This window comes from Pantoea sp. Lij88 (genome assembly GCF_030062155.1).
Taxonomy (GTDB): Bacteria; Pseudomonadota; Gammaproteobacteria; order Enterobacterales; family Enterobacteriaceae; genus Pantoea.
Map to the genome: position 1 here is coordinate 2,341,886 of NZ_CP118269.1, position 25,367 is coordinate 2,367,252.

25 protein-coding genes are annotated in these 25,367 nt (G+C 56.9%); 9 read left to right on the forward strand and 16 right to left on the reverse strand.

The genetic code is table 11. The features are described from left to right. The first annotated feature begins 4 nt into the window (after nt 1–4). Together PU624_RS14710 and PU624_RS14715 are read left to right on the forward strand one after the other, a co-directional pair. Nucleotides 5–958 carry a hypothetical protein gene (locus PU624_RS14710; protein ID WP_283545577.1) on the forward strand — a complete coding sequence of 318 codons (954 nt, stop codon included), beginning with the start codon at nt 5–7 and terminating at the stop codon, nt 956–958. A gap of 44 nt (nt 959–1,002) precedes the next feature. Then, nucleotides 1,003–2,430: a serine/threonine protein kinase gene (locus PU624_RS14715; protein WP_283545578.1), complete on the forward strand. Its 1,428-nt coding sequence runs from the start codon at nt 1,003–1,005 to the stop codon at nt 2,428–2,430. 63 nt (nt 2,431–2,493) lie between these two features. Here PU624_RS14715 and PU624_RS14720 read toward each other — a convergent pair whose 3' ends face one another. Further along, nucleotides 2,494–3,168: a gamma-glutamylcyclotransferase gene (locus PU624_RS14720; protein WP_283548001.1), complete on the reverse strand. Its 675-nt coding sequence runs from the start codon at nt 3,166–3,168 to the stop codon at nt 2,494–2,496. Nucleotides 3,169–3,394: 226 nt separating this feature from the next. Beyond that, nucleotides 3,395–3,625 carry a putative cation transport regulator ChaB gene (gene chaB / locus PU624_RS14725; RefSeq protein ID WP_283545579.1) on the reverse strand — a complete coding sequence of 77 codons (231 nt, stop codon included), beginning with the start codon at nt 3,623–3,625 and terminating at the stop codon, nt 3,395–3,397. Between the two features lie 373 nt (nt 3,626–3,998). Here chaB and chaA point away from each other — a divergent pair, with 373 nt between their 5' ends. Next, nucleotides 3,999–5,090, forward strand: a complete 1,092-nt coding sequence (gene chaA / locus PU624_RS14730) for a sodium-potassium/proton antiporter ChaA (protein ID WP_283545580.1) — start codon at nt 3,999–4,001, stop codon at nt 5,088–5,090. A 64-nt stretch (nt 5,091–5,154) separates the two neighbouring features. Here the strand turns inward: chaA and kdsA are convergent, their stop codons facing one another. From kdsA to hemA, 6 genes are read right to left on the reverse strand one after another with little or no spacing between them, the layout of a single operon-like run. After that, nucleotides 5,155–6,009 carry a 3-deoxy-8-phosphooctulonate synthase gene (gene kdsA, locus PU624_RS14735; RefSeq protein ID WP_283545581.1) on the reverse strand — a complete coding sequence of 285 codons (855 nt, stop codon included), beginning with the start codon at nt 6,007–6,009 and terminating at the stop codon, nt 5,155–5,157. Between the two features lie 25 nt (nt 6,010–6,034). Further along, entirely contained in the window at nt 6,035–6,844 is an 810-nt protein-coding gene (gene sirB1, locus PU624_RS14740) for an invasion regulator SirB1 (protein ID WP_283545582.1), read from the reverse strand. Between the two features lies 1 nt (nt 6,845). After that, nucleotides 6,846–7,238 (reverse strand): SirB2 family protein, encoded by a 393-nt coding sequence (locus tag PU624_RS14745; RefSeq protein WP_283548002.1) that lies wholly within the window; start codon nt 7,236–7,238, stop codon nt 6,846–6,848. A 23-nt stretch (nt 7,239–7,261) separates the two neighbouring features. Then, nucleotides 7,262–8,095 carry a peptide chain release factor N(5)-glutamine methyltransferase gene (prmC, locus tag PU624_RS14750; RefSeq protein WP_283545583.1) on the reverse strand — a complete coding sequence of 278 codons (834 nt, stop codon included), beginning with the start codon at nt 8,093–8,095 and terminating at the stop codon, nt 7,262–7,264. After that, on the reverse strand, nt 8,095–9,177 hold the full coding sequence (prfA, locus tag PU624_RS14755) for a peptide chain release factor 1 (protein ID WP_179895952.1): 1,083 nt from the start codon (nt 9,175–9,177) through the stop codon (nt 8,095–8,097). Before prfA ends, prmC begins: the two co-directional genes overlap by 1 nt. 43 nt (nt 9,178–9,220) lie before the next feature. Then, on the reverse strand, nt 9,221–10,477 hold the full coding sequence (gene hemA / locus PU624_RS14760; RefSeq protein ID WP_003850831.1) for a glutamyl-tRNA reductase: 1,257 nt from the start codon (nt 10,475–10,477) through the stop codon (nt 9,221–9,223). Between the two features lie 216 nt (nt 10,478–10,693). Between hemA and lolB the strand changes: the two genes are divergently transcribed. From lolB to PU624_RS14780, 4 genes are all read left to right on the forward strand, one after another. Continuing rightward, on the forward strand, nt 10,694–11,317 hold the full coding sequence (gene lolB / locus PU624_RS14765; RefSeq protein ID WP_283545584.1) for a lipoprotein insertase outer membrane protein LolB: 624 nt from the start codon (nt 10,694–10,696) through the stop codon (nt 11,315–11,317). Further along, nucleotides 11,314–12,171: a 4-(cytidine 5'-diphospho)-2-C-methyl-D-erythritol kinase gene (gene ispE / locus PU624_RS14770; RefSeq protein ID WP_283545585.1), complete on the forward strand. Its 858-nt coding sequence runs from the start codon at nt 11,314–11,316 to the stop codon at nt 12,169–12,171. Before lolB ends, ispE begins: the two co-directional genes overlap by 4 nt. A gap of 136 nt (nt 12,172–12,307) precedes the next feature. Beyond that, entirely contained in the window at nt 12,308–13,255 is a 948-nt protein-coding gene (gene prs / locus PU624_RS14775) for a ribose-phosphate diphosphokinase (RefSeq protein ID WP_003850825.1), read from the forward strand. A 213-nt stretch (nt 13,256–13,468) separates the two neighbouring features. Beyond that, entirely contained in the window at nt 13,469–14,620 is a 1,152-nt protein-coding gene (locus PU624_RS14780) for a GGDEF domain-containing protein (RefSeq protein WP_283548003.1), read from the forward strand. Here the strand turns inward: PU624_RS14780 and ychH are convergent. Further along, nucleotides 14,617–14,892 (reverse strand): stress-induced protein YchH, encoded by a 276-nt coding sequence (gene ychH, locus PU624_RS14785; protein ID WP_283545586.1) that lies wholly within the window; start codon nt 14,890–14,892, stop codon nt 14,617–14,619. The two genes, PU624_RS14780 and ychH, sit on opposite strands and share 4 nt — an antisense overlap. Before the next feature lie 255 nt (nt 14,893–15,147). Here ychH and pth point away from each other — a divergent pair, with 255 nt between their 5' ends. Then, a complete protein-coding gene (gene pth, locus PU624_RS14790) occupies nt 15,148–15,735 on the forward strand; it encodes an aminoacyl-tRNA hydrolase (protein ID WP_283545587.1) in 588 nt (195 codons plus the stop codon). Between the two features lie 108 nt (nt 15,736–15,843). Further along, the gene (gene ychF / locus PU624_RS14795) at nt 15,844–16,935 is read left to right on the forward strand and encodes a redox-regulated ATPase YchF (RefSeq protein WP_003850816.1); all 1,092 of its coding nucleotides are present in this window, start codon (nt 15,844–15,846) and stop codon (nt 16,933–16,935) included. A 177-nt stretch (nt 16,936–17,112) separates the two neighbouring features. Here the strand turns inward: ychF and PU624_RS14800 are convergent, their stop codons facing one another. The 7 genes from PU624_RS14800 to PU624_RS14830 all read right to left on the reverse strand — a co-directional run bounded on the left by PU624_RS14800 (nt 17,113) and on the right by PU624_RS14830 (nt 25,365). Continuing rightward, nucleotides 17,113–17,721, reverse strand: coding sequence for an ANTAR domain-containing response regulator (locus PU624_RS14800; RefSeq protein ID WP_283545588.1), 609 nt, complete (start codon nt 17,719–17,721; stop codon nt 17,113–17,115). Then, complete coding sequence (locus tag PU624_RS14805; protein ID WP_283545589.1) at nt 17,718–18,875, reverse strand: transporter substrate-binding domain-containing protein; 1,158 nt, start codon at nt 18,873–18,875, stop codon at nt 17,718–17,720. The genes PU624_RS14800 and PU624_RS14805 overlap by 4 nt, the downstream gene beginning before the upstream one ends. Before the next feature lie 46 nt (nt 18,876–18,921). Further along, nucleotides 18,922–20,628 (reverse strand): nitrilase-related carbon-nitrogen hydrolase, encoded by a 1,707-nt coding sequence (locus PU624_RS14810; RefSeq protein ID WP_283545590.1) that lies wholly within the window; start codon nt 20,626–20,628, stop codon nt 18,922–18,924. Then, nucleotides 20,628–22,121 (reverse strand): purine-cytosine permease family protein, encoded by a 1,494-nt coding sequence (locus PU624_RS14815; RefSeq protein WP_283545591.1) that lies wholly within the window; start codon nt 22,119–22,121, stop codon nt 20,628–20,630. The genes PU624_RS14810 and PU624_RS14815 overlap by 1 nt, the downstream gene beginning before the upstream one ends. 336 nt (nt 22,122–22,457) lie before the next feature. Continuing rightward, nucleotides 22,458–23,366 carry a LysR family transcriptional regulator gene (locus tag PU624_RS14820; protein ID WP_283545592.1) on the reverse strand — a complete coding sequence of 303 codons (909 nt, stop codon included), beginning with the start codon at nt 23,364–23,366 and terminating at the stop codon, nt 22,458–22,460. Nucleotides 23,367–23,503: 137 nt separating this feature from the next. Beyond that, nucleotides 23,504–24,325, reverse strand: a complete 822-nt coding sequence (locus PU624_RS14825; protein WP_283545593.1) for a M55 family metallopeptidase — start codon at nt 24,323–24,325, stop codon at nt 23,504–23,506. Further along, on the reverse strand, nt 24,322–25,365 hold the full coding sequence (locus PU624_RS14830; protein WP_283545594.1) for a DmpA family aminopeptidase: 1,044 nt from the start codon (nt 25,363–25,365) through the stop codon (nt 24,322–24,324). Before PU624_RS14830 ends, PU624_RS14825 begins: the two co-directional genes overlap by 4 nt. Nucleotides 25,366–25,367: the final 2 nt, after the last annotated feature.

The window sequence follows — 25,367 nt, forward strand, 5'->3', positions numbered from 1 at the left end:
CCTTATGAAACTGTGGTTGCCCGGCATCATCACCCTGCTGATGGCCTTTAACGCCCAGGCTGAAAATTATCGGGTGGTGTACTCCCCCAGCCTGGCGCTGGAGGTCTACATCGATAACGTGGTGAGTAAAGCGCCTGACGACTGGTGTAAAGAGACGCTGCCGCTGCGCATCGTCTCCGGCAAGAGTAAGGATTCGTCGGTGCTGACCACCTTTTTACCGCGCGTTGGCACCCTGCTCGCCAATCAGTGCGGATTACTGGACGAACTGCCGTGGCAGATGACCAATAAAGAGGGTGGCGTCCTGGCCAGCGGCAGCGCCAGCAAGTTGCAGAACTGGCGTCCTATCGTGATGGCCGATGCCACGGCCAGCGCCAGTGCCAGCAATGCCGTGCCGCTGGACCTGTCACGGCCCGCCAACAGCACGCCGCTGCAACATTTTGACCTCCCGAGCGGCTGCCATTTCCGCACCGCCTGGGATGAAAATGCCCAGACCCTGTTTATCCCGGACGTCAGCAAGCAGCAGTGCTCGCCCGACGGCTGGGCAGAAGGCAAGAGTGAACTGACGCTGGCGACGCCGGAGCACCCCACGCCGGTCGCGGTCACCTTTTATCAGGGCTACCCCATCGCCAATCTGACGATCCCGGACAGCAAGCTGGAAGTCATCGCTGCGAATAATCAGCGCATGATTGTGACGCGCCCGGATACGCCCGATAGCTGGCTGGTACTGCCCTTTGATGCCCGCCAGCATGTGTGGCGCTTCAATGGTGCGCTGTTGATAAAGATGGATAAGAATGCTGCGCAGCAGGATGCTGACGCTGTGAAATCGCGGGTCGATACGTTGCGCAGCCAGTGGGCGCCCTATTTCATGCCACAGCAAAAAGTGAATGTGTTACTCATCGACACCCTGCACGCGGATCTGGTCGATCCAGCCATTGGTGCCTGGCGTAACATCAATTAATTACCGCGCTGCCTGGCGATCAGGCCGTGTACAGAGAGTTCACTATGTCGGCAAATGATAATCCGAAAACTGTTCCGAATGCCCTGCCTGACGGCTATCGTTTCAATGAGTTTGAGATCAAGGAAGTGATCGGGGGCGGCGGCTTCGGCATCGTCTATCGCGCGTGGGATCACCAGTTAGAACGCACTATCGCCATCAAAGAGTATATGCCGGTGTCGCTGGCGGTCCGTGCCACCGATTTAACGCTGGAGCTGCGCGGTGAACGTTTTCAGAAACTGTTTAATGCCGGGCTGAACAGCTTTATTCAGGAAGCACGTCTGCTGGCCCGCTTTAACCATCCGGGACTGCTGCACGTGCTGCGCTTCTGGGAGCAGAACGGCACGGCCTATATGGGCACGCTCTACTACAGCGGCATGACTCTGAAAGAGTGGCAGGTCACCAGCCCGGCATCGATTTGTGAAGCCTGGATCCGTCGCCTGCTGCCGCCGCTGCTGGGTGCCATCAGCACCATTCATCAGGCCGGCTATCTGCATCGCGATATCTCGCTCGACAACATCCAGCTGCAGGATAATCAGCTGCCGGTGCTGCTGGACTTCGGCTCGGCGCGTAAAGAGATTGGCAACCTCTCTGACGAAACGGAAATCATGCTCAAACCGGGCTTTGCGCCGATTGAGCAGTACAGCGAAGAGGGTGAAGTCGAACAGGGACCGTGGACCGATATCTACGCTCTGGGCGCGGTGCTGCACAGCCTGATTACCGGTAATCCACCGCCGGTGAGTGTGGTGCGCTGCATTGAAGATAATTATCAGCCGCTGGTGGAACGTCAGCCAGAAGGCTACTCGCTGCCGCTGCTGCACGCCATTGACTGCGCGCTGGCCATGAAACCCGGCGATCGTCCGCAAACGATTGACGCCTTTGCGGCGCTGATCGATCTGCCGGTCAGTGATGTGGAGGCCGTGGTCAACAGCTTCCCGGTGCCGGGCGAATCGCCTGCTCTGCCGATCGAAGAGGTGACTGAGGCGGCTCCGCCGGTGGTGATGGCGATGAATCACGCCGCCGCGTCGGCTGAACCGGTTACGCCGCGTACGGTGCGCAGACTGTCTCCTGGCCTGCTGGGTCTGGCGGCCGTGGCTATCCTGGCGGTGATCGTCACGGTATGGCTGACTAATCGCCACAGCGCGACGCCGGAGGGCGTGAGTAATCGTTCAGCCGTGACGAATGCGCCCGCATCGGCTCCGTCAGCCGCCGCCGTTCCGGCCGCGCTGGCGACGGTCTATCTCAAGCTGGAGAGTGGTGAGAGCGTGGTGCTGAACGGACAGCCGGTCGAGGTGAAACCGGGCAGCAGCGGCTTTGCCGCGCTGAATCTGGCGGCGGGCCAGTACAAAATTGACGTGAAGAATGGCAGTGAGATGCACAGCCAGTCTTTGACGATCGATAAGCCTGGCACCTGGCTGATTAATCCGGGTAACTAATCCCCGGTTCGATCGTAAAAGGGCGCGACAATGTCGCGCCCTTTTCTATGCGGCTGCCCCGGCTCAGGCCTGTCTGAGGCAGGATTGCTGCAGCGTCCGCACCTGATGTGCCAGTCGGCTCAGACTCTCATCCTCCATGCCGCGCCGGGTCAGTTCCTCTTCCAGCGCAAACAGATACTGCGCATTCGAGCCCAGTGGGCCGCTGGCGGCGGCGATAAGTGGCGCGATCGCCTCCGGGCAGGAGTCCGATTCATAGAGCGGATGACGCGGGTCCATAATAAACGTCAGCGCCGTCACGCTGCGTCCATCCTCCAGCTGTAACTCACACCAGGTGGGAAGATAGCAGCCGGTGATCATCTCACGCTTCCACAGCAGCGCCAGCTCTTCATGCAGGCGCTCTTCCGGCAGACGAAATGCCAGTCCGGTGGTGCGGCCGCCCTGCTTCAGCGCCAGCATACGGCCTGGATGCGTGGCGGTTCCACGTCCGGCAATCAGCCGCAAACAGAAAGCGCGGTGCCAGCCCTCCAGCGAACCGGAGGCGACTTCATCCGCCTCAAAAATCGGGTTCCACATCAGCGAGCCGTAGCCAAAGATCCATACCGGGCTGTGATCGGGACGGCAGGCCAGGGTGGCTGCCAGTGAGGCCGCGCGCTGCTCGCAACTCCAGAGTAGCGTCTCATCGATATCCCCGAACGACGTTTTACAATCCGCTTTTAATAGAAATTCCCGGGTAAGCAATGCGACCTCCTCAACGTCAACGGCGTCCTGCGGAATGGCTCCTGTAACATGATCTCCAAAACGGCGCTGCGTTTCGTTCATTAAATTGACATTAATCTATTTCTGCGCAGGGTTACAAGCGTGATTCCGGTCGCAGGTTAAAAAAAACCAGATAAACCTGATAGCGCAGCCGTAAAAAAGGGCCAGATAATCCTGGCCCTTTGTCATGTACAGGCTAGCGAGGGCATTATTTTTTAGGGTGCCACTTATCGTCATCGCCTTTTTCATACTCTTTTTTCACGGCTGACCAGGCGACTTTGTGCGCCACCTCCTCCCGCGACTCCTCGCCACGGCGATCTTCCGCCTTTTTATACTGTTCCCACGCACTGTTAAATGCCTGCTGATAGATATCCTGCGCATGCGCGGGCAGCACGTGTTTAACATTGTCTGGTAAGTCGTTTCGGTCAGAATAAGGCATAACCCCTCCTCAGTTAAGGAACACCTGTTAAGCCTGGCGCAGCACGGCAAAAATACAAACAGCGACTTATCGCCACTTCATAGTGAAAACCCCTGTGAGCTCACACAAGTCATCATGAAGAGCGGATTTTCCGGTGAATAACCGCTGGATAGAGTGATATGTCAGAATTGTTGTAGGCTGATTAATATTGCAATATTTGAGATAACTTCAGGTTAATACCCCTTCGGGACTTTATTGCATTTTAGTAAAAAGCAGTAAATTTTTCCCGCTCGGGCAGGTGAAAAGATAAACTGCGCCCTGCCCTAAAACTGATTATATTTCTAACAGCAGCACGCGCTGTGTCCGGATAATCATTAACCAGAGAGGATGGTGAATGCCTTCACATGAAAAAACACGTCACAAGGAATTCTCGCTGATACTTCCCCTTATCACGCTGGGGATACTCTATTTTTTTGGTGCAACCACGTCATTTCCGATCGTCGTCGGGATCAACTTAGTGGCGCTGGTTGCCATTCTGAGCAGCGCGTTTAGCGTTGTACGACATGCAGACGTACTGGCCCACCGCCTGGGCGAGCCTTATGGCTCTCTGATCCTGAGTCTGTCCGTCGTGATTCTGGAAGTGAGCCTGATCTCGGCACTGATGGCGACCGGCGATGCCGCACCCGGCCTGATGCGCGATACGCTTTATTCAATCGTGATGATTGTCACCGGCGGCCTGGTCGGCTTTGCGCTCTTGCTGGGCGGGAATAAATTCGCGACGCAATACGTGAATCTGGCGGGCGTGAAGCAATATCTGATCGCTATCTTTCCCCTCGCGATTCTGGTGCTGGTGTTTCCCAACGCGCTGCCGGGCGGTAACTTCTCTGTTACCCAGGCGCTGCTCATCGCGGCAATTTCCGCAGCGATGTATGGCGTTTTCCTGCTGATCCAGACTAAAACGCACCAGAGCTTGTTTGTCTACGAGCACGAAGATGAGAGTGACGATGGGGATCCGCATCACGGCAAACCTTCGGCACACAGCAGCGTCTGGCACACCATCTGGCTGCTCGTGCATCTGATTGCGGTGATTGCCGTGACCAAGATGAATGCGAATACGCTGGAAAGCCTGCTGACGGATCTGAATGCACCGGCGCAGTTCACCGGCTTCCTGGTCGCGCTGCTGATCCTCTCACCGGAGGGCCTGGGCGCGATCAAGGCCGTGCTGATGAATCAGGTACAACGCGCCATGAACCTGTTCTTTGGCTCGGTGCTGGCGACCATCTCCCTGACCGTACCGGCGGTGACCATTATCGCTACTCTGACCGGACAGGAGCTGATATTCGGTCTGGAGCCACCGCAGATGGTGATCATGATGGCGTCGCTGATTCTCTGTCAGCTCTCCTTCTCGACCGGACGCACCAATGTCCTGAACGGTGCCGCCCATCTGGCGTTGTTTATCGGTTATCTGATGACCATCATGCTGTAACGTCACCGGATGTCAGGCGAAAAAAAAGAGCGATTAATCGCTCTTTTTTTTGCAGCAAACTTACTTACTTGCTGGTATCGAGTTCCGGGAAGCTTTTCACCAGATCGTCAATCGCTTTCATCTGTGCCAGGAACGGCTCCAGCTTATCCAGCGGTAACGCGGATGGGCCATCGCACAGGGCGTGTTCCGGATCCGGATGCGCTTCGATAAACAGACCGGCAATGCCGACCGCCATACCCGCACGCGCCAGCTCAGCGACCTGGGCACGACGACCGCCAGAAGCTGCGCCAAACGGATCGCGCGTCTGCAGCGCATGGGTCACATCGAAAATCACCGGGCTGTTTTTGGTGACTTTCTTCATCACGTTAAAGCCCAGCATATCGACAACCAGATTGTCATAGCCAAAGTTGCTGCCGCGATCGCACAGGATAACCTGCTCGTTGCCGCCTTCAGCGAACTTATCAACGATGTTGCCCATCTGACCGGGGCTGACGAACTGTGGCTTCTTCACGTTGATGACCGCGCCGGTTTTCGCCATGGCTTCTACCAGGTCAGTCTGACGCGCCAGGAAAGCCGGCAGCTGGATCACATCAACCACTTCAGAGACCGGCTGCGCCTGTGACGCTTCATGGACATCGGTGATGATCTTCACGCCGAAAGCCTGCTTCAGCTCCTGGAAAATCTTCATTCCCTCTTCCAGGCCTGGGCCACGATAAGAGTGAATAGAGGAGCGGTTCGCTTTATCAAACGACGCCTTAAACACGTAAGGAATACCGAGTTTACTGGTGACGGTGACGTAATGTTCGCAGATGCGCATCGCCAGGTCGCGCGACTCCAGCACGTTCATCCCGCCAAACAGTACAAATGGCAGATCGTTTGCAACCTTGATATCGCCAATACTCACGACTTTCTGTGTCATGCCCTTTCCTTTTCAGTGGGTCCGCTTAGTGCAGCGTGACCTGTTTTTGTTCGATTGCGTGAATCTGAACTTTGATCATTTCGCTGACCGGGTCTTCAGGACACTGCTCAACGAAGTAGGTTAAATCATTCAGGGCGATATGTTCGCACTGCAGCTGCGCGTAGATCAAACCGCGATCGCGGATTTCGTAGGGATCATCAGGATCGATACGCAACAGCACCTGACTGACGTTCAGCGCCAGTTCCATCTTCTGCTCTTCCATCAACGCGGCTTTCAGCGTGTCGAGCATCTTGCGCATCACGGTGACGGTTTTGGCTTCGTCCAGATCATCGTCATACAGACGCGCGGTCGGGCTGATATTGCCTTTGAGCCACACTTCCAGCGTGTGCCGATCCAGGGTTTCCCCATTGAACGGGTTAATCATCCACTTATCGCCATCAATCCAGTCGGCGCGCAGAATCAGCTGCGTCGGGAAAATCACCGGCATCAGCGGCAGTTCCAGCTCGGCGGCGATGTGCAGCAGAATCACACCCAGTGACACTGCGGTGCCCTGGCGGGTCTTCAGCACGTTATCGATCCACAGCGCATCGGAAAGTTTGTAGACGCCGCTGGCACCGCGAAAGCCCCACTGGCGATAAAACAGCTCCAGCAGCTTTTCGAGCTGCATATCAGCATCTTCGATGTCACTGACATACTCACGCGCTTCGGCGACTAACGCCGCAAGTTGCGTTTCCACCGACACCGCCGGGAAGTCGGCGCGGATGGCAAGCGTAGCGCCAATCACCGCTTCACACAGCGGCGTCTGGCTGAAATCTAATTGTTCGGTCGAGGTCATGCTATCCCCATAACGGCATTTTGGTCAGCGCCAGCTTAATGATGGTCACCAGTGCGATTAACGCCACCAGAAAAGCGATCCAGCGGGTGCGATCAGTACGTGGACGGCGACTCAATGCCACAAATCCTAAGGCGATGTAGATGATAACCGCTAAAAGCTTCTCCGTCAGCCAGCTTCCTTGCGGCGTGAAGGGATAGAAGTGGGTAATCATCACCAGCGAGACGCCGGTCACCAGTAACAGGGTGTCGTTAACGTGCGGCAGAATGCGGACCCAGCGTTTCGTCATCATCGCCGATCCACGGCGCAGCCAGTAAAAACGCAGCAGGAACAACGTCACGGTCAGCACGACCGTTAAGATGTGCAGATTTTTAATCAGGGGATAAAAGGCGTACATCATGAATCCTTTTCAAAGCGCTGTTAAGCGGGGAACTGACCTAAGGTCACACGTGGATTGCCGCCGTAATCGTCAACTGTTTCAACAGCTTGATAGCCATTCTGCCGCATCAGCGCGGCCACTGCCTCGCCCTGCTGCCAGCCATGCTCGAGCAGCAGCCAGCCACCAGGCAGCAGCCACGCGGGCGCCTGCTCGATCAGCGTGCGCAGATCCGCCAGCCCCGCTTCATCGGCCACCAGCGCGCTGCGCGGTTCGAAACGCACGTCGCCCTGCTCCAGATGACTGTCGCTGGCATCAATATAGGGCGGGTTGCTGACGATGAGGGTAAAGCGCTGCGGATGCAGTGCCTGGAACCAGTGACTGAGCAGAAAGGTGGTGTTAAGGAGACTGAGATGCTGCGCATTGCTGCTCGCCAGTTCGACGGCGGCGTCGATGCGATCCACGCCGGTGACCTGACAGTCGGGCCGCTCGCTGGCCAGCGCCAGGGCAATTGCGCCGGTGCCGGTACCCATATCCAGAATGGTCGCCGGTGTTGCGGGCAGATGTGCCAGCGCCTGTTCAACCAGTAACTCGGTATCCGGGCGCGGAATCAGCGTGGCGTCCGTGACGCGCAAAGGCAGCGACCAGAACTCACGTTCGCCCACCAGATGCGCCACTGGCTCACCCCGGGCGCGACGCGCCAGCAGGCTATCCAGCTGCGAGAGCTGCTCATCGCTGAGCAGCGTTTCATCAAAGGCGATTAACCAGCTGCGTGATTTGCCGGTCACAAAACCTAACAGGATCTCTGCGTCACGCTTCGGACTGTCACCACCGCACAGTGTGGCGACCGCCTGTTTCAGCCAGTGACGAATATCCATTAATCCTGACCAGCCAGCGCCGCCAGCTGATCCGCCTGGTACTCCTGCACAATCGGCTCGATCAGGCTGTCGATTTTGCCTTCCATCACTTCATCCAGACGGTAGATCGTCAGGTTGATGCGGTGATCGGTTACGCGGCCCTGCGGGAAGTTATAGGTGCGGTTACGGTCAGAACGATCGCCGCTGCCCAGCAGGTTGCGGCGGGTACTGGCTTCGGCGGCGTGACGGCGGGCCATCTCTGCCGCGTGAATACGCGAACCCAGTACCGCCAGCGCTTTGGCTTTGTTTTTATGCTGTGAACGTTCGTCCTGACACTCCACCACGATGCCGGTTGGCAGGTGGGTAATACGAATCGCGGAGTCGGTGGTGTTAACGTGCTGACCGCCTGCGCCAGATGAGCGGAAGGTATCGATCTTCAGGTCACCGGCGTTGATTTCCGGCAGTTCCGCTTCCGGAATTTCCGGCATCACGGCCACGGTACAGGCTGAGGTATGAATACGACCCTGAGATTCGGTCTCCGGCACACGCTGCACGCGGTGACCGCCAGACTCAAACTTCAGGCGCCCATAGGCACCCTCGCCGGTCACGCGGGCAATGACTTCTTTGTAACCGCCATGCTCGCCTTCGTTGGCGCTGATGATCTCCACGCGCCAGCGACGCGCTTCGGCATAGCGGCTGTACATACGGAACAAATCGCCAGCGAAGATCGCGGCTTCATCGCCGCCGGTTCCGGCGCGCACTTCGATAAAGCAGGCGCGCTCATCGTCGGGATCTTTCGGCAGCAACAGAACCTGTAACTGCTGTTCCAGTACTTCACTCTTCTCACGCGCTTCCTGCAACTCTTCCTGCGCCATATCACGCATTTCAGGATCGTCGAGCATCTGCTGCGCCGTTTCGATATCTTCCTGAACCTGCTGCCAGTCGCGGAAGCAACGGGTCACATCGGTCAGTTGAGCATATTCGCGTGACAGCGCACGGAAACGCTCCTGATCGGCGATGACGCCAGCATCGCCCAGCATCGCTTCCACTTCTTCGTGGCGCTCCTGCAGGGCTTCCAGTTTGGCAACTATAGAGGTTTTCATTTAAATGTGGGATTCCCGTAAACAGGTGGCGACAGCGGTGTGCCTAATCGAGACCCAGGCTGTCGCGTAAAATCTGCAGGCGTTCATTATCGCCATCGCGGGCGGCCTGCTGAAGTGATTTGGTTGGAGCGTGTATTAAACGGTTGGTCAGCTTGTGCGCCAGTTCCTGCATGACTTTCTGCGGGTCGGCACCCTGCTGCAGCGCCTGCAGCGCACGGCCTTCCAGCTCAGCGCGGATCTCATCCGCCTGAGAACGATATTCACGGATCGTATTCACCGCGCCCTGGGAGCGCAGCCACGCCATGAATTCGCTGCTTTCCTGCACCACGATGCTTTCGGCCTGAACCGCGGCCGCTTTGCGCTGCGCCAGGTTCTGCTCGATGATCGCCTGCAGGTCATCCACGCTGTAGAGATAGGCGTTAGGCAGGTCGCCCACTTCCGGCTCTACGTCGCGCGGTACGGCAATATCCACCAGCAGCATCGGTTTGTTGCGGCGCGCTTTCAGGGCGCGCTCCATCATCCCCTTGCCAATAATCGGCAGCGGACTGGAGGTTGAGGAGATGATAATGTCGGCTTCTGCCAGACGGGCATCGATCTCCGCCAGCGTGATCACCTCCGCACCGACTTCCGCCGCCAGCGTTTCGGCGCGCTCGCGGGTACGGTTGGCGATGATCAGATTTTTGACCTGATGTTCGCGCAGATGACGCGCGACCAGTTCGATGGTTTCGCCTGCGCCGACCAGCAGCACATTGACGGAAGAGAGAGATTCGAAGATTTGACGGGCCAGCGTACAGGCGGCAAAGGCCACCGAGACCGCGTTCGCACCGATATCGGTTTCCGTGCGCACGCGCTTGGCAACAGAGAAGGTTTTCTGGAACATACGTTCCAGTTCACTGCTCAGCGCCTGACCGCGTGAGGAGTCGGCAAACGCTTTTTTCACCTGACCGAGAATCTGGGGTTCGCCCAGCACCAGTGAATCGAGGCCGCTGGCAACGCGCATCAGATGGCTGACCGCCTCGTTATCCTGATGCCAGTAGAGGCTGTTCCGCACATCCTCTTCATCCAGCTGATGATAGTTACATAACCAGCTCACCAGACGCGCCTGTAAATCGGCCTGCTGCTCTACACTCAGGTAAAGTTCCGTCCGGTTACAGGTGGACAACACCACGCCGCTCTGCACCATTGGCTGTGATAACAGGCTGTTTAACGCCTGCTCAAGCGTCTCCGGCCCGAACGAGACGCGTTCGCGCAGAGCAATGGGGGCTGTCTTGTGATTGATTCCGAGAGCGAGCAGCGTCATGGTGGTTTTGGTTGGGATGTCCCAATAATGTCAGGGTTTTGTGAGGCGCATTCTACAAGATGCGGCAGATCAAGAAAAGCCATACAAAGGCTATGACTGTAATAAGATTAACCCGATCGTGCTCAATTTGCTGCATAACAGCATTGACGGTTAAAACCGGGACGGTTAGCGTTATCCGTTACGAATAATAAATGTGTCCGAGGAGATGACCACTTGATGCTTAATACACCACGCAATCTGTTGCGCCTTTTGCCCCTCGCCAGCGTTCTGCTGGCGGCCTGTAGCGTCAACAAACCGCAAGGCCCGGGCCCCAGCGTTACCGCGCCACAGTGGCAACAGCATCAGCAGGCGGTCTCAAAGGTCACGCACTACCAGACCCGCGGCGCCTTTGCCTACCTTTCTGACAAGCAGAAAGTCTATGCCCGCTTCAACTGGCAGCAGACCGCGCCCGATCGCTATCGCCTGCTGCTGACCAATCCGCTGGGCAGCACTGAACTGCAGCTCGATGCGCAGGGCTCTGTGGTGCAGATCGTCGACAACAAGGGCAAGCGTTATGTCAGCAACGACGCGCAGAAAATGATTTCCCAGCTGACCGGCATGAATATTCCGCTGGCGAATCTGCGTCAGTGGATGATGGGCCTGCCGGGCGATGCCACCGACTATCAGCTTAACGATAGCTATCAGCTGAGCAGCCTGAACTACAGCCGCGACGGCCAGACCTGGCAGGTCTCTATCGCGGGCTACGACAGCAAAGTCACCCCGCCGCTGCCATCCAGCCTGGAGCTGAAAGAGGGTGATCAGCGGATTAAACTGCGTATGGACGGCTGGACCGTTCAATGATCACCCACTGGCCTGCCCCGGCAAAACTGAATCTTTTTCTCTACATCACCGGCCGTCGTCCCGACGGCTATCACAACCTGCAGACGCTGTTTCAGTTTCTGGATTACAGTGACCAGTTGCAGATTACCGTTGATGACAGCGATTCGATTCAGCTGTTAACGCCCGTGGCAGGCGTCGCGGATGCGGACAACCTGATTGTGCGCGCTGCGACCATGCTGAAGCAGGCGGCGCAGGACAAACATTGCCTGCCTGCCCGCGCCGGCGCGCAGATTGCCATCGAGAAACACCTGCCCATGGGCGGTGGTCTTGGCGGCGGCTCTTCTGATGCAGCCACCGTGCTGGTTGCGCTGAATCATCTGTGGCAAACCGGTTTCACACCGGATGAGCTGGCGGCGATTGGCGTGAAGCTGGGAGCGGATGTACCGGTCTTCGTGAAGGGCTTCGCGGCCTTTGCGCAGGGTGTAGGTGAACAACTTCAGCCCGCAGAGCCGGAAGAAAAGTGGTATCTTGTCGCCCATCCCGGCGTGAACATCAGCACCCCAGTGGTATTCAACGACTCCGAACTGACGCGTGACACGCCATCGCGCAGTTTATCGACGCTTTTAGCCGCCCCCTTCACCAATGATTGTGAAGCAGTGGTAAGAAAACGTTTTCGCGAGGTTGATGAGCTTGTTTCCTGGCTGCTAGAATACGCGCCGTCACGCCTGACTGGCACGGGCGCTTGTGTGTTTGCTGAATTCGACACCGAGTCTGCTGCCCGTCAGGTGCTGGAGCTTGCCCCGAATGGGGTGCGCGGATTTGTAGCGCGGGGCGTAAATGTTTCGCCGCTACAGCGTACCCTGCGAGGCGATTAGCGAATGCGTGACAGTGTCACCCCGTTCCAGGCACTGCACGTTTCGCATCAACACACCCGTGTGAACGCACATGACTGTACGCGCCGGTTACAGTCATGCCGTTCATTCTCTGGACGCAAAGCCTGAGGTTCTTCTCGTGCCTGATATGAAGCTATTTGCTGGTAACGCCACCCCGGAACTAGCACAACGTATTGCCAACCGCCTTTACACCAGCCTGGGAGACGCCGCAGTAGGCCGTTTCAGTGATGGTGAAGTGAGCGTACAGATTAACGAAAATGTACGCGGTGGTGATATTTTCATCATCCAGTCCACCTGTGCTCCCACCAACGATAATCTGATGGAACTGGTTGTGATGGTCGACGCGCTGCGTCGTGCTTCTGCTGGTCGTATTACCGCAGTCATTCCCTACTTTGGTTATGCCCGTCAGGATCGCCGCGTGCGTTCTGCGCGTGTGCCTATCACCGCTAAAGTAGTGGCAGACTTCCTTTCCAGCGTCGGTGTTGACCGTGTTCTTACGGTTGACCTGCACGCCGAGCAGATCCAGGGCTTCTTCGACGTCCCGGTTGATAACGTATTTGGCAGTCCGATCCTGCTGGAAGATATGATGCAGATCGGTCTGGAAAACCCGATTGTTGTTTCTCCCGACATTGGTGGCGTAGTACGTGCCCGTGCTATCGCTAAACTGCTGAACGACACCGATATGGCTATCATCGATAAACGCCGCCCTCGCGCGAACGTTTCTCAGGTGATGCACATTATTGGTGACGTTGCTGGCCGCGACTGCGTGCTGGTCGACGACATGATCGACACCGGCGGCACGCTGTGCAAAGCGGCTGAAGCGCTGAAAGAGCGTGGTGCAAAGCGCGTGTTTGCTTACGCGACGCACCCGATCTTCTCCGGCAATGCGGTTGAAAACCTGCGTAAATCTGTACTCGACCAGGTTATCGTCTGCGATACCATCCCCCTCTCTGACGAGATTAAGTCACTGCCGAATGTGCGCACGCTGACCTTATCTGGCATGCTGGCCGAAGCCATTCGCCGCATCAGTAACGAAGAATCTATCTCGGCGATGTTCGAGCATTAATCTTCGCGGAACCGGGCCCTGTGCCCGGTTTTTTTAACCCTGCCGACTCCCCGATTAACGCGCTTCTTTTTCTGGTTTTTCCGCGAAAAACGTCCCCAAAACCCTCTATTTTCAACGCCACTCACTCTTTTACTCAAACACTGCGCTCACCGCTTCTGCCCTGTGCCGTAAAGTGGTAATTTGCTGCGCACTTTCCCTGAGAACCTGACCACCATGAGCCTGGATATCTATACGTTGTTTGTCTGCGAGCTCTATGTGCTGGGGTTTCTGAGTATCATCATGATTTTTGCCTGGATCGGATCGCAGTATGACCGCGTCCTTGGCTTTACCTGCCTGTCGCTGATTTTTACCCTGATTGCGGTGTTCTTAAGTAGCCTGCGCAGCAGTGGTCTGCATTTCCTGCCGGTCGCGGTGGGCAATGTGATGATGATGCTGGCTTATGGCGGATTATTAAATGCGTTCCGGCGCCTCTGCGACAAACCCCTGGGCACCCACTGGCTGCTGGGCGCCCTGCTCTGGGCACTGCTCTGCTGCTTTCCGGCGTTTTATTACAGCTTACCCAAACGGGTCATGGTGCTTTGCATCGCCTGCATTGCCTACACGGCGGCTCTGATTCAGCTGGTCTGGCAGGCGCGTGACACGCTGAAGGCGAGCTTCTGGCCTGCGCAGTTGCTGCTGTGGATCCATCTGCTGTTTCACCTGGCGCGCCTGTTTCTGGACACGGCGGTTCCCAGCACTCAGCCGGGCGCGATTGGGGGATCGAACTTCTCGGTTTACGTCATTCTGGAATCGATTCTGTTTGTCATCGGCCTGACATTTACCCTTCTGGCCATGGTCAATGAACGGATGCAGGTCAGCTTAAAACATGCCTCCCTGCATGATCCGCTGACCAGCGTCTGGAATCGTCGCGCCCTGTTTAATGAAGCAGAAAAAATAGTGGCGCGATGCCGCCGTCAGAACCGGCCCTTCAGCGCGGTCCTGTTCGACCTCGATCATTTCAAAAGCATTAACGATCAGTATGGTCATCATCAGGGCGACCTGGTGCTGATCCACTTTTGCGACGTGGTCAGTTCGCTACTGCCGGCTGAGGGGCGTTTTGCGCGACTGGGCGGAGAAGAGTTTGCGGCGATTATCCCGGGAGCGGCTGAGGAAGCAGAAACGTGGTGTGAGTCCATCCGGCTGGCGGTCTGCGCATCGCAGCCGAATGCGATACCCTATTCGGTCAGCATTGGCTTTGCCACGGCAACAGGCCACCGGCAGGGTTTTGAGGATTTGCTGGCGCAGGCGGACGCAGCGCTCTATCACGCGAAGGCCAGCGGCCGGAACCGCACAGCGCAGCATCCGGTCACTGCAGCCCTCAGTTAATGGTGTGAATTGTGAGACCGGCGGCAGCGATTGTCATAGCGACGATGCCAGTAATAACGATCTTCCACTTTTTCACGACCACTCAGGCCCGCCCCCACCAGCCACAGCAGCGCACCGATAAAGATGCCTAACATCGCACCCTGCGCCAGCAGTTGCGGCATGTCGAGTGAGGGGAGCTGATTAATAATAGAAAAACCGACGCCCAGCACCATTGTGACTAATCCCAGTACCATCAAGCTGTTACCCGCTAAGCGGGAATGTTGATGTTTCATGCTGCACCTCCATCCATATGAGTCAATAACCGCACACAATGTTAAGTGCCATAAGTTTAGGCAATGGATAGCGGCTACGTTGCGTACTGGATCACACATCAGCCATAAACAATTTACTGGCCCTGATTGCAGCCTGTTGATTTAGATAGAAAATGACTAATCACCCTCCTGAACCATTTCGATGCATGTGCTTTGTCATCCTGGCTGTGGCGAAGTAAACTAACGCCCTTTCGCGATAACAGCAGGATAATCATTGTGAGCAGCATTAAACTGATTGTGGGCCTTGCCAATCCGGGCGCTGAATATGCCGCCACGCGCCACAATGCGGGTGCCTGGTATCTGGATCTACTGGCTGAGCGCCACAATCAGTCACTGAAAGAGGAAGGCAAATTCTATGGCTACACCGCCCGTCTGGCGATAGCCGGAGAGGATGTGCGCCTGCTGGTGCCGACCACCTTTATGAACCTGAGCGGTAAAGCGGTGGCGGCAATGGCGACCTTTTATCGCATTGCACCGGAAGAGATTCTGGTGGCGCACGATGAACTCGACTTGCCACCCGGCGTAGCGAAATTCAAGCAAGGCGGCGGGCATGGCGGCCATAACGGGCTGAAAGACATCATCAGCAAACTGGGCAATAACAATAATTTCCACCGTCTGCGCATCGGTATCGGGCATCCCGGCGATCGCAACAAGGTAACGGGATTTGTACTGGGCAAGCCGCCTGCCAGTGAGCAGAAGCTGATTGATGATGCCATTGATGAAGCGGCGCGCTGCACCGAACTGTGGCTGAAAGAGGATCGCATTAAGGCGATGAACCGGCTGCACGCCTTCAGGCCTGCTTAAACGCCCGAATCGTCGCGATTCCGTGTATAATGCGCGAAATTTTTCTATTCGTCTCCGACAGCCCGCTTACTGGCGCGCTGTCCATCCAGTTATAAAGGGTATCAAACCATGGGATTCAAATGCGGTATCGTGGGCCTGCCGAACGTCGGTAAATCCACTCTGTTTAACGCGCTGACTAAAGCGGGCATCGAAGCGGCTAACTTCCCCTTCTGCACCATTGAGCCAAACACGGGCGTGGTGCCAATGCCTGACCTGCGTCTCGACCAGCTTTCTGAGATTGTTAAGCCGCAGCGCGTGGTGCCAACTACCATGGAATTTGTCGATATCGCGGGTCTGGTAAAAGGCGCGTCAAAAGGTGAAGGCCTGGGCAACCAGTTCCTGACCAACATCCGCGAAACCGAAGCGATCGGCCACGTGGTGCGCTGCTTTGAAAATGACAACATCATCCACGTTGCGGGTAAAGTTAACCCGGCTGAAGATATTGATGTCATCAACACCGAACTGGCGCTGTCCGATCTTGAGACCTGTGAACGTGCCATTCAGCGTGTGCAGAAGAAAGCCAAAGGCGGCGACAAAGATGCCAAGGCTGAGCTGGCTGCGCTGGAGAAGTGCCTGCCGCATCTTTCTGAAGCGGGCATGCTGCGTTCACTGGATCTGGATGCGGACGACAAAGCGGCCATCCGCTATCTGAGCTTCCTGACCCTGAAACCAACGATGTACATTGCGAACGTCAATGAAGATGGTTTCGAGAACAACCCATACCTGGATCAGGTTCGCGCTATTGCTGAAGCAGAAGGTTCCGTCGTGGTACCCGTGTGCGCCGCCGTCGAGTCGGACATTGCCGAGCTGGAAGATGAAGACCGTGACGAGTTCATGGCCGAACTGGGACTGGAAGAGCCGGGTCTGAACCGCGTGATCCGCGCCGGTTACTCCCTGCTGAACCTGCAGACCTATTTCACCGCTGGCGTGAAAGAAGTGCGTGCATGGACTATCCCGGTTGGCGCAACGGCCCCACAGGCAGCCGGTAAAATCCATACCGACTTCGAGAAAGGCTTTATCCGCGCCCAGACCATCGCGTTTGAAGACTTCATCGCTTACAAAGGCGAGCAAGGCGCGAAAGAAGCCGGCAAGATGCGTTCAGAAGGTAAAGAGTACATCGTGAAAGATGGCGATGTGATGAACTTCCTGTTCAACGTCTGATTAAACTTTGCTGGCTTATGGGGTTTCAGCAATCCCATGAAGTCAGACAGACTCCCTGAAATCCACGCCATTGCGTGGATTTTTTATTTCATAATGTCTGACTTAACCCCGCAACAACGATACTCCGGCCTCTTCCTGAAGCCATTTTTTGTGCAGCACCTCACTAAGTAAATTACCCTACTCCGCCAGCATTGATCTCAATCGGTTGAGCCAGGACTCCGTATTGTTCAGCAACTCACAACTGAGATTTTCAATGGTCATGTGTTGCGCCATTGAGGCACGGCGCAGCAGGCTGTAGGCGTCATCCTCCTCCAGCCGAAGCGCAGACATCACCCGCAGCTGCGCGGAAAACAGAAACTTCCGTGCGCGAAGTCGCTCCTCCTGCCGTCGGAGTTGCGCTTCAAGCTGGCTGATGTGTGCAGCATGGTAGAGCGCCAGCGTAAAAGCAGTCATCACACCATCAAAGCGCACCGGTTTACGCATATAGCTGTCGATCTTCTGTTCGGCAATCCACTGTAAACGCGACGGCGTTTCAATGGCGGTCAGCGCAATCTTTGGCAGCGCGGGCCAGGGAAGCGGGTTCGTGGGGTGAAACAGGGTGGAGTTATCGCCGTCGAACACCAACAGCTGCTGGTCAGCCAGCTGGTTCTCGTCCGGAAACGCCGCACAGAACAGGCCCTCAATCCCTATGCGGCTAAACTGCTGCGCCAGATGGTGGTTATCACGGTCGGAACAGCCGATCACACAGACTTTTAATCCGCGCATCTGCACGTTTTTTCGGCTCATGCGGGACCTCCGCGCTGCATGAGGCTCGCGAGATCCACCCAGGCCAGCCAGGGATCGGGTTCCACCGGCGCATCAGCCTGCCAGAAACTCTCCAGCCTGCCGTTGTGGCAACGCGCCAGATGCGGGGTCAGCCAGCAGTGATTATTCCCGGCGTTAAGGCGGATCCGCCCGGCTGGCGAATCCATTTCATCCTGTAATACCGCATTGCGCACACCTTCGACGTCATCATTGCCGTGGCTCGCAATGGCTCTCGCCAGCAAATGTCCGGCCAGCCAGGCACTCTCGCTATCCACTGACGGCGAAACATGCTCACCAAAGCGTTGGTGATAGCTGCTCAGAAAACGCCGGTTGGCGATGCTGTCTATCGACTGAAACCAGCTTGCCGAAACCAGATATCCCTCTAACGCTTCTGCGCCGATTAACTTAACTTCCGGTTCACACAAGGTCAGGCTGAGCTTGAGCACCTCGTTTAACCACGGCTGCTGCTGGCAGGCCTGATGCCAGGCGCGATAAAAACTGTAGGCGCTTTTCCCGACCAGGGTATTCAGGAGGACTTTCGGCCGGCAGGCGATGATATCGGCGATTAACGTCTCGACATCTTCTTCGCCCATCGGCAGTAATTTACTTTGCAGCACGCTGCCGCCCGCAGGGATAACGGCTTCACGGGTGATGCGATCCATCTCCCAGGACCAGACATAGTTTGAACCGATGTGATAGATCTCCGCCGCCTGCTGCTGCAGGAGCCAGCTAAGCATCGGCAAAATATGCTGATTAGGGGTGGCACCCAGGTAAATCACGCTATTGCTGCTCTCAAATCCCTCATAGCGCGCGGAGTGCCACAGCAGCGCGTTGGCCCCTTCGATCAACGGCAGAATGGTCTTACGCGCCGCGGACGTGTAGCAGCCAATTACATGACGCACACCGTGGCGATAGAGTAAGTCGTGGCAATATTCGTAGTAGAGATCCAGCGAACCCTGCGGATCGCGGATCACGGGCGCAAGGGTAAATTGATGGGCGGGATTGGCGTTTATCTCCTCAATTGCCAGCAGAATGCCGTTGAGCATCTCACGCCCGATAACCGCATAATCGCCAGAAACAGAATAGAGAATACCGACCGGAATAACGCGTTTAGGCAGCGGCTGAGTGACAGACATAATAGCTCCTGAATCAACGCGGCCCACCACAGGCCGCGTCTTGGGGTCATCGCGGTGGTTTAGCAACCAGCGCCGTGTAGTAATGCGGCTGACGCATCAGCACCAGGTCTTTACGTCTGACAACATGATCGGGATATGACGTACCGGCTGATCCCGTGGAGATATTCAGCACCGCCAGCCCCTTCGCACCGGTCGCTTTCGCTTCCTGACGCGGAAAAGCAAACGTATCGGGGCCAAATATCCCGCTCAGACCAAAGCTTTCGCCTTCCGCGGCTGGCCAGTTAGCAAACGCCAGCCAGACGTTGTTCTCACCCGCGCGAACGCGCGGCAGCAGCCAGTGGTAAGGATCGGCGCCGCGCGGAATCGGCCAGACGTGGGGGATCGCCGTGCCTGCGTGCGCCATGGGCGCAGGTGAATGAAGCCGCGCCGGACAGGCAATGATGTCGCAGCCTTCCAGCGCCAGAATCCGTGCGGCTTCCGGCACCAGCAGATCCTCACCCAGCAAAATACCGACCCGCCCGCAGGGCAGATCGCACGTCACCCATTGATTGCCTGCGCTGGCCCAGTGCCGATCCTGGTCACTGACATGAATCTGCCGATAATGGGCACTCAACCCCTCACTACTCACCAGCACCGCGCTGTTATAGCACTGCTCCCCTTCCTGTTCGGCGAACCCCACCAGCAGCGCGATATCCAGTTCCATTGCCAGCGCGATCAGCGCCTGTACAGGCGCATCATCCCGTTTAAGTGCATAGCGGCTACCGTCACCACCGGTCAGCGCGCGTTCCGGCAATACCAGCAGCTCTGCGCCGCCCGATTTCGCCTCTTCGGCCTTCTGCCGAATCTGTGCCAGATTGGCATCAACATCGTCTTGCGGACGAAACTGCGCCACCGCAATGCGTGAAGCTTTACCGTCGGGCAAGGGATTACGGCCATATAAGCCAAAAAAGTCCCCTGGATTCCAGAAGAACGTGTTGGTCATCAAACGCTGATACAGCTCAGGCCGACGTTTATTCAGTTGCGGATTCTGCTCTGGAAGGGGTAATTCAGCACTGAGTATTCGATCGCCGCTGTCGCAACTGGCCAGCAGATGTCCGTGGCTATCCACGATACAACTGCCGCCGCTGAACTGCACGCCCCGCTCCCATCCCCAGCGGTTACTTTCAATCAGCGCACAGCCATTCTCCCAGGCGCGCGTAAGCCAGTAAGGCGCTGGCGTGCGTTCAGCCAGCCAGTTGCTGATGTGGCAGATAATTTGCGCCCCACCCAGCGCGGCCAGCCGGGCGGTTTCAATAAAGTGAATATCCATACAGATCAACAGCGCGATATTGCCGATCTCCGTCTGAAATACCTGATGACCGCTATCACCATTCGCCGCCCATTTCGGTTCTGAAATATAGGGATGAGTTTTACGATGAACGCCGATTACGCCCTGCGGCCCGACCAGAATGGCGCTGTTATAGTAGAGGTCGGTGACCGTGTCCCGCTCCGGCATGCCGAAGACCAGAAAGCAGTTAAACTCCCGCGCAATGGCAGCAAATGCCTGGCTGGTGGCACCGTCCGCCGTTTCGACATAGGGGGCGACTTCCGCGCGATCCAGCCAGCAGTAACCGGTGGTGGCCATTTCCGGCATAACGATCAAACGCGCGCCACCCCGCGCGGCCTGGGTTGCCAGTGCCAGCAGGCGAGCAACGTTCTCCTCTTTTCTGAACTGCGTGGGTTCAAACTGGATGGTTGCAACATTGATGCGCATTATTCTGCCTCCTTGCTCAGTAACGGATTAAATACCGGTTTCGGTCCCTGGTAAGCATCGGAGGGTTTCCAGTTTGTTTGCATATCTTCAGGGAAGGTTTTGAAGTAATAGCTGCCGCGGGTGGCCACGCTGATCGCGACATGCAGCACAGGGCCAACCAGCATGGCAATAAACGAGGCGTACACCATCGGATAGAGGCCTAGCACGCCCGCCGCGCCGATTGCAACAGCGACGCACAACGCAATGACGCCGGACGGGTTCCACATACGCAGATACGCTTTGCGGAACTCCACGAAATCAGATGGCGCAAGGTGCAGCACTTTGCGGCAGATAAAGTAATCAGCAAGGATAATAAATACCCAGGTGTTGGTGAGAATGCCGGTAATGGACAGGAAAGTGCCGGTGTACTGCAGGATATTGCAGATATAGAACACCACGCCGAGCAGCCAGACCAGTAACATCCACCACTGACGCCCAGGCCGATAGTTAAACGCCATATCCATGGTATTCGACAGTGCAATTGAACCTGAGTAGAGATTGAGCACGTTAATGCGGATCTGGGTAATCACCGCAAATAACACGCCGGTCAGACCAATAATCAGCGGGAAGACGAAGCCCGGATCGAGCGCCAGCGACCAGACATCTTCGCCCTGAATATGCGGCATCAGGGTATAGGCCATAAAGGCGCCAAACAGCATGACCACGACAATCGGGATCAGCATCCCCAGCATGATCGTTGCGGTGCCTTTATGACTGATGCCCGGACGGGCAAAACGACCGTAGTCGGTGGCCATCAGGCCCTGAAAAACAATCTGCCCGTTGGCCATATTCATCACCAGCCACAATGCGTTACTGTCGACCTCCCCTTTTGGCTGCCAGCCGCTGAAGCTGACCGCCGGATAGTGGTGCGTTAATTGCCAGATACAAAAGCCAAACAGCACAATGAAAATGGGAACGCCCCAGGTTTGCAGAAATTGCATTGATGACATGCCTTTCCAGACAAACCAGATGGCGGCCAGCCCCATCAGCGCAAAGATGGCGATACCGATCGGGGAGTTGACCGGCACGCCCGCATAGTTGGCGATGGCGTGGGAAACAATGGTGCCTTCGAACAGGAAATAGAAAATGAAGTTCACCGCGTAAATCAGCGAGGTGACGGCTGAGCCCATATAGCCAAACCCCAGGCCGCGCGTCATCAGATTGAGTGAAAGTCCCTCTTTGCTCGCCATCTTCATAATGCATGAGCCAATCAGGGTGGCGAACACCACCATATAACCTATCGGCAGCAGCAACATTGGCCAGCCGACCTGGTAGCTCATGTCCGCGCCAAGGCTGAACCAGAACATAGCGGTAGAGTTGCCAAGCAACACCAGAATAATGGCCGGGATGGGCCAGCGATAGTGCGACGGCACGCGGCCAACCGCGTAATCCTCAACGGCCTCTGCTTCGGTGATATCCTGCGGCCCCTGAAACCAAGCTTTCAACTTATTCATAGATTTACTCCAAAAAAAAGCCCTGCCGACAGCATTGCCGGTAGGGCTTCTTCGCCTGAAATCGATGTTGTGGAGTGGCGGGTCGCCACAAGCCGCTTACCAGGCTACGGTGCCTGTTCCTGCCAGGCAGGATGCGGTAACTTTCAGAAAGCAATTACTGCGCCAACTGTTAAAACAGCGGAGTATGGCGGTGAAGAGGCCTGATGGGGAGATGAATGCGCATGATGTCAGTGCAGCGCGCACCATTGTGATACAGACGCTCTGAGCGTGATTTCACGCCACACCGGGGTCAATAACTGGTCGAACTTCAAGCAAAATGCCTCCGCAGGCACCTGTTCAGCCATGGATAAACTGCGTCTCACACTGCCGGGCGATCTCCCACAGTCTGTTACGGATGACCTGCTTAAGTTGCAGAGTGGACTGCGACTGAGGCTGGTCACGACGACTGATCAGCATCACTTCAAACGGCAGGGGCTGCGCGATAGGCAGCAGTTTTAACTGTTCGGCATAGCGACAGGCAGTGAAGAGATCCACGACGCCCGCGCCGCCGCCTGCCAGCACCATATCCGCAATGACCGAGTAGGTTTTGATCGACAGCGAGACGGCCGGGTTCAGTTTTTTATCGCGCAGCGCACGATGCAGTACGCGCCCCAGCGGATCCTGCGCCTGCATCATCAGTAAATTATTGTTGCACAACCACTCCAGCGTAACGGGTTCATGCCGGGGATGATGGAGCGGTAACAGCGCCACCATCGAGGACTGGAACAGAGGTTCAGCCAGCAGATCCGCATCGACCTGCTGACCAAAAACCAGCGCGAAGTCGAGCTGATTCTCCAGAATCATCTGGCATAAGGTACTGAAGTGCTCGGTGACCAGTTCCACACTGACGGAGGCCATCTGTTGCCGCCAGGTGACCAGCGCAGGAGCCATCACCATCTGACCAAACGCGTGCGCCGCCCCGACGCGGACTAATTGCCCTTCGCCACGCCGCAGCTGCTCGGTGAGCTGGGTGATAGATTGCAGGCGCTGGCAGAGATCCTCTATTTCAGGCAGCAGGCGTCGCCCTTCTGCCGTCACACTCATTCCCTGTAGCCGTCGCTCAAACAGCGCAAATCCCAGCTGCTGCTCAGCGTGATTCAGCACACGGCTGATATTCGGCTGCGACACATTCAGCAGGCGCGCCGCTGCACTGATGCTGCCGGTCTGTACGATGGCCTGAAAGACCTCTATATGGCGGAGCCGCATGGTGATTTACCCTGGCTGGAATAGCGAACACGGAGGCCTCTCCGACCGGCTGCACCGGCGGAGAGTGAGAGAGCCATCATGATCATGAAGCAAAAACTGTACCGCAAAACCGGCGCAGTCACCCAGGGATAATGCCGCTACGACTGGGTACTCGCCAGATAAGAGAATGCGCTGAGTAAGCTGATTAACGTCTCCATCTTCTCCGCCTGATACGCCACGGTAACGGCATCGAGGCGCGTGACGCCGGGGATCAGGCTGAACAGATCGGCCAGCACCGGTTTAGTGGCCTGAAGCTGCATCGCGTAAGGTGCCGTCAGGCGGGTTGTGCTCACCTGAGGGGGATGTTGCAGTGCGGTGCTGGCGGCGGTGGCGATGGCACGCTGGGCCGCCTGGGGGCTTATCGATTCCGCGCAGGTATGAGAAATGGCGCGTTTTACACAGACGTAATCGACTGACGGGTAGTGTTCCGCTATCCAGTTCTGTAACTGATCGTCGCCGGTGACCAGCAGCAATGGCGTGCCCTGTTCAGCGGCAGCGGCGGCATAAATATCGGTTTCTCCCATCACCAGGCCATTGATATGAATACGCCAGAATGCACGACCGTTGATGGTATGCGCCAGTACGCCGGATTCACCTGCTGCGCTGTGAAATCCCACCAGAAACAGCCCGTCGAACGTCTGCTGTTCTATCCCCTCCACCATCGACAGGCAGCGGGGTTTTCCCTGCACCAGTCGGGCGCGGGGATCGATATTTTCCGCACGTAAATTGGTCATCTGAGCATGGCTGTCTGCCACAACCACTTCCGTTGCCCCGCCTGCGAAAGCCCCTTCAATCGCGGCATTCACTTCCTGCTCCATCAGTCCCCGGGCCAGCTGATGTTCCGGGTGACCAGGTGTACATTGCTCCGGGCGCATGACCCCCGCGATACCTTCAATGTCGGCCGAGATAAAAATTTTCATGAGGTTAATTTATCCAGAATCTGCGTCAGTGAGGGGCGATGATGACCGCGAAAGCCGGTAACCGCCTCTGCGCTCAACAAGGCATCCAGTACAGCCTGTTCCGTTGCATCTGCCGCCGCCGCAAGCAGCGGCTCCAGCATGTCATCCTGTGGCGGCTGCGGCAGCGGTTGTGTTGAAAATGCCACCGCAATATCGCCGGAGCCGTGGCCCCAGTAACTGCCCAGCCGTCCCAGACCAGCACCGGCCCGCTTCGCAATGCGCTTCAGCTGACGGGCGTCCAGCGGGGCATCCGTCGCCATGATGATGATGACAGAACCGGCATCCAGCTGTGGCGCATCTCCCGCCAGCAGCGGCGCAATCATCTCACCCGTCCGCACGCCATCCAGCGTTAACGCCTCCAGCGTGCCGAAATTGGCCAGCACCAGCACGCCAAGCGTGGCGTTGAGCGAGGGAATCACGCGCGAGGCGGTTCCGATGCCCCCTTTCAGGCTGAAACAGCTCATCCCGCGTCCCGCGCCAACGCTGCCACGCGCAAAGTCGGCAGAGGCCGTCTGCAGCGCCGCCTGCGCCATCGCCTCACTGATAGCCAGCGCCTGGATATCATTCAGCCAGCCATCGTTGCACTCCAGCGCCAGTGGGTTGACCGTGGGCAACGTGCGGCCCAGTTCCGGGTTGCGACGGATGGCATCCCGCACCAGCGTGGTAAACAGCGTGCCGACCGCCAGCGTGTTACTGAGCAGGATCGGCGTCTGAAGCACGCCCAGCGCCTCTATCTGGACCAGTCCGACGGGTTTGGCAAAGCCGTTCAGCACCTCAGCGCCACACGGCAGCGGCGTGAGAAACAGATTGTCGCCCGGCGGTACGATAGCGGTGACGCCAGTCTGCTTTTCGCCTTCATTCAGCGTGTAATGTCCGACACGTACGCCCGCAACATCGCTGATGCGATTAGTGGGGCCGCATGCGCTTCGCGGCTGCCCAAGCTGACGTCTGTCACGCCAGCGATCCAGCAGCAGATCGCGCTGCCGTTGTTGGAAATCCATAG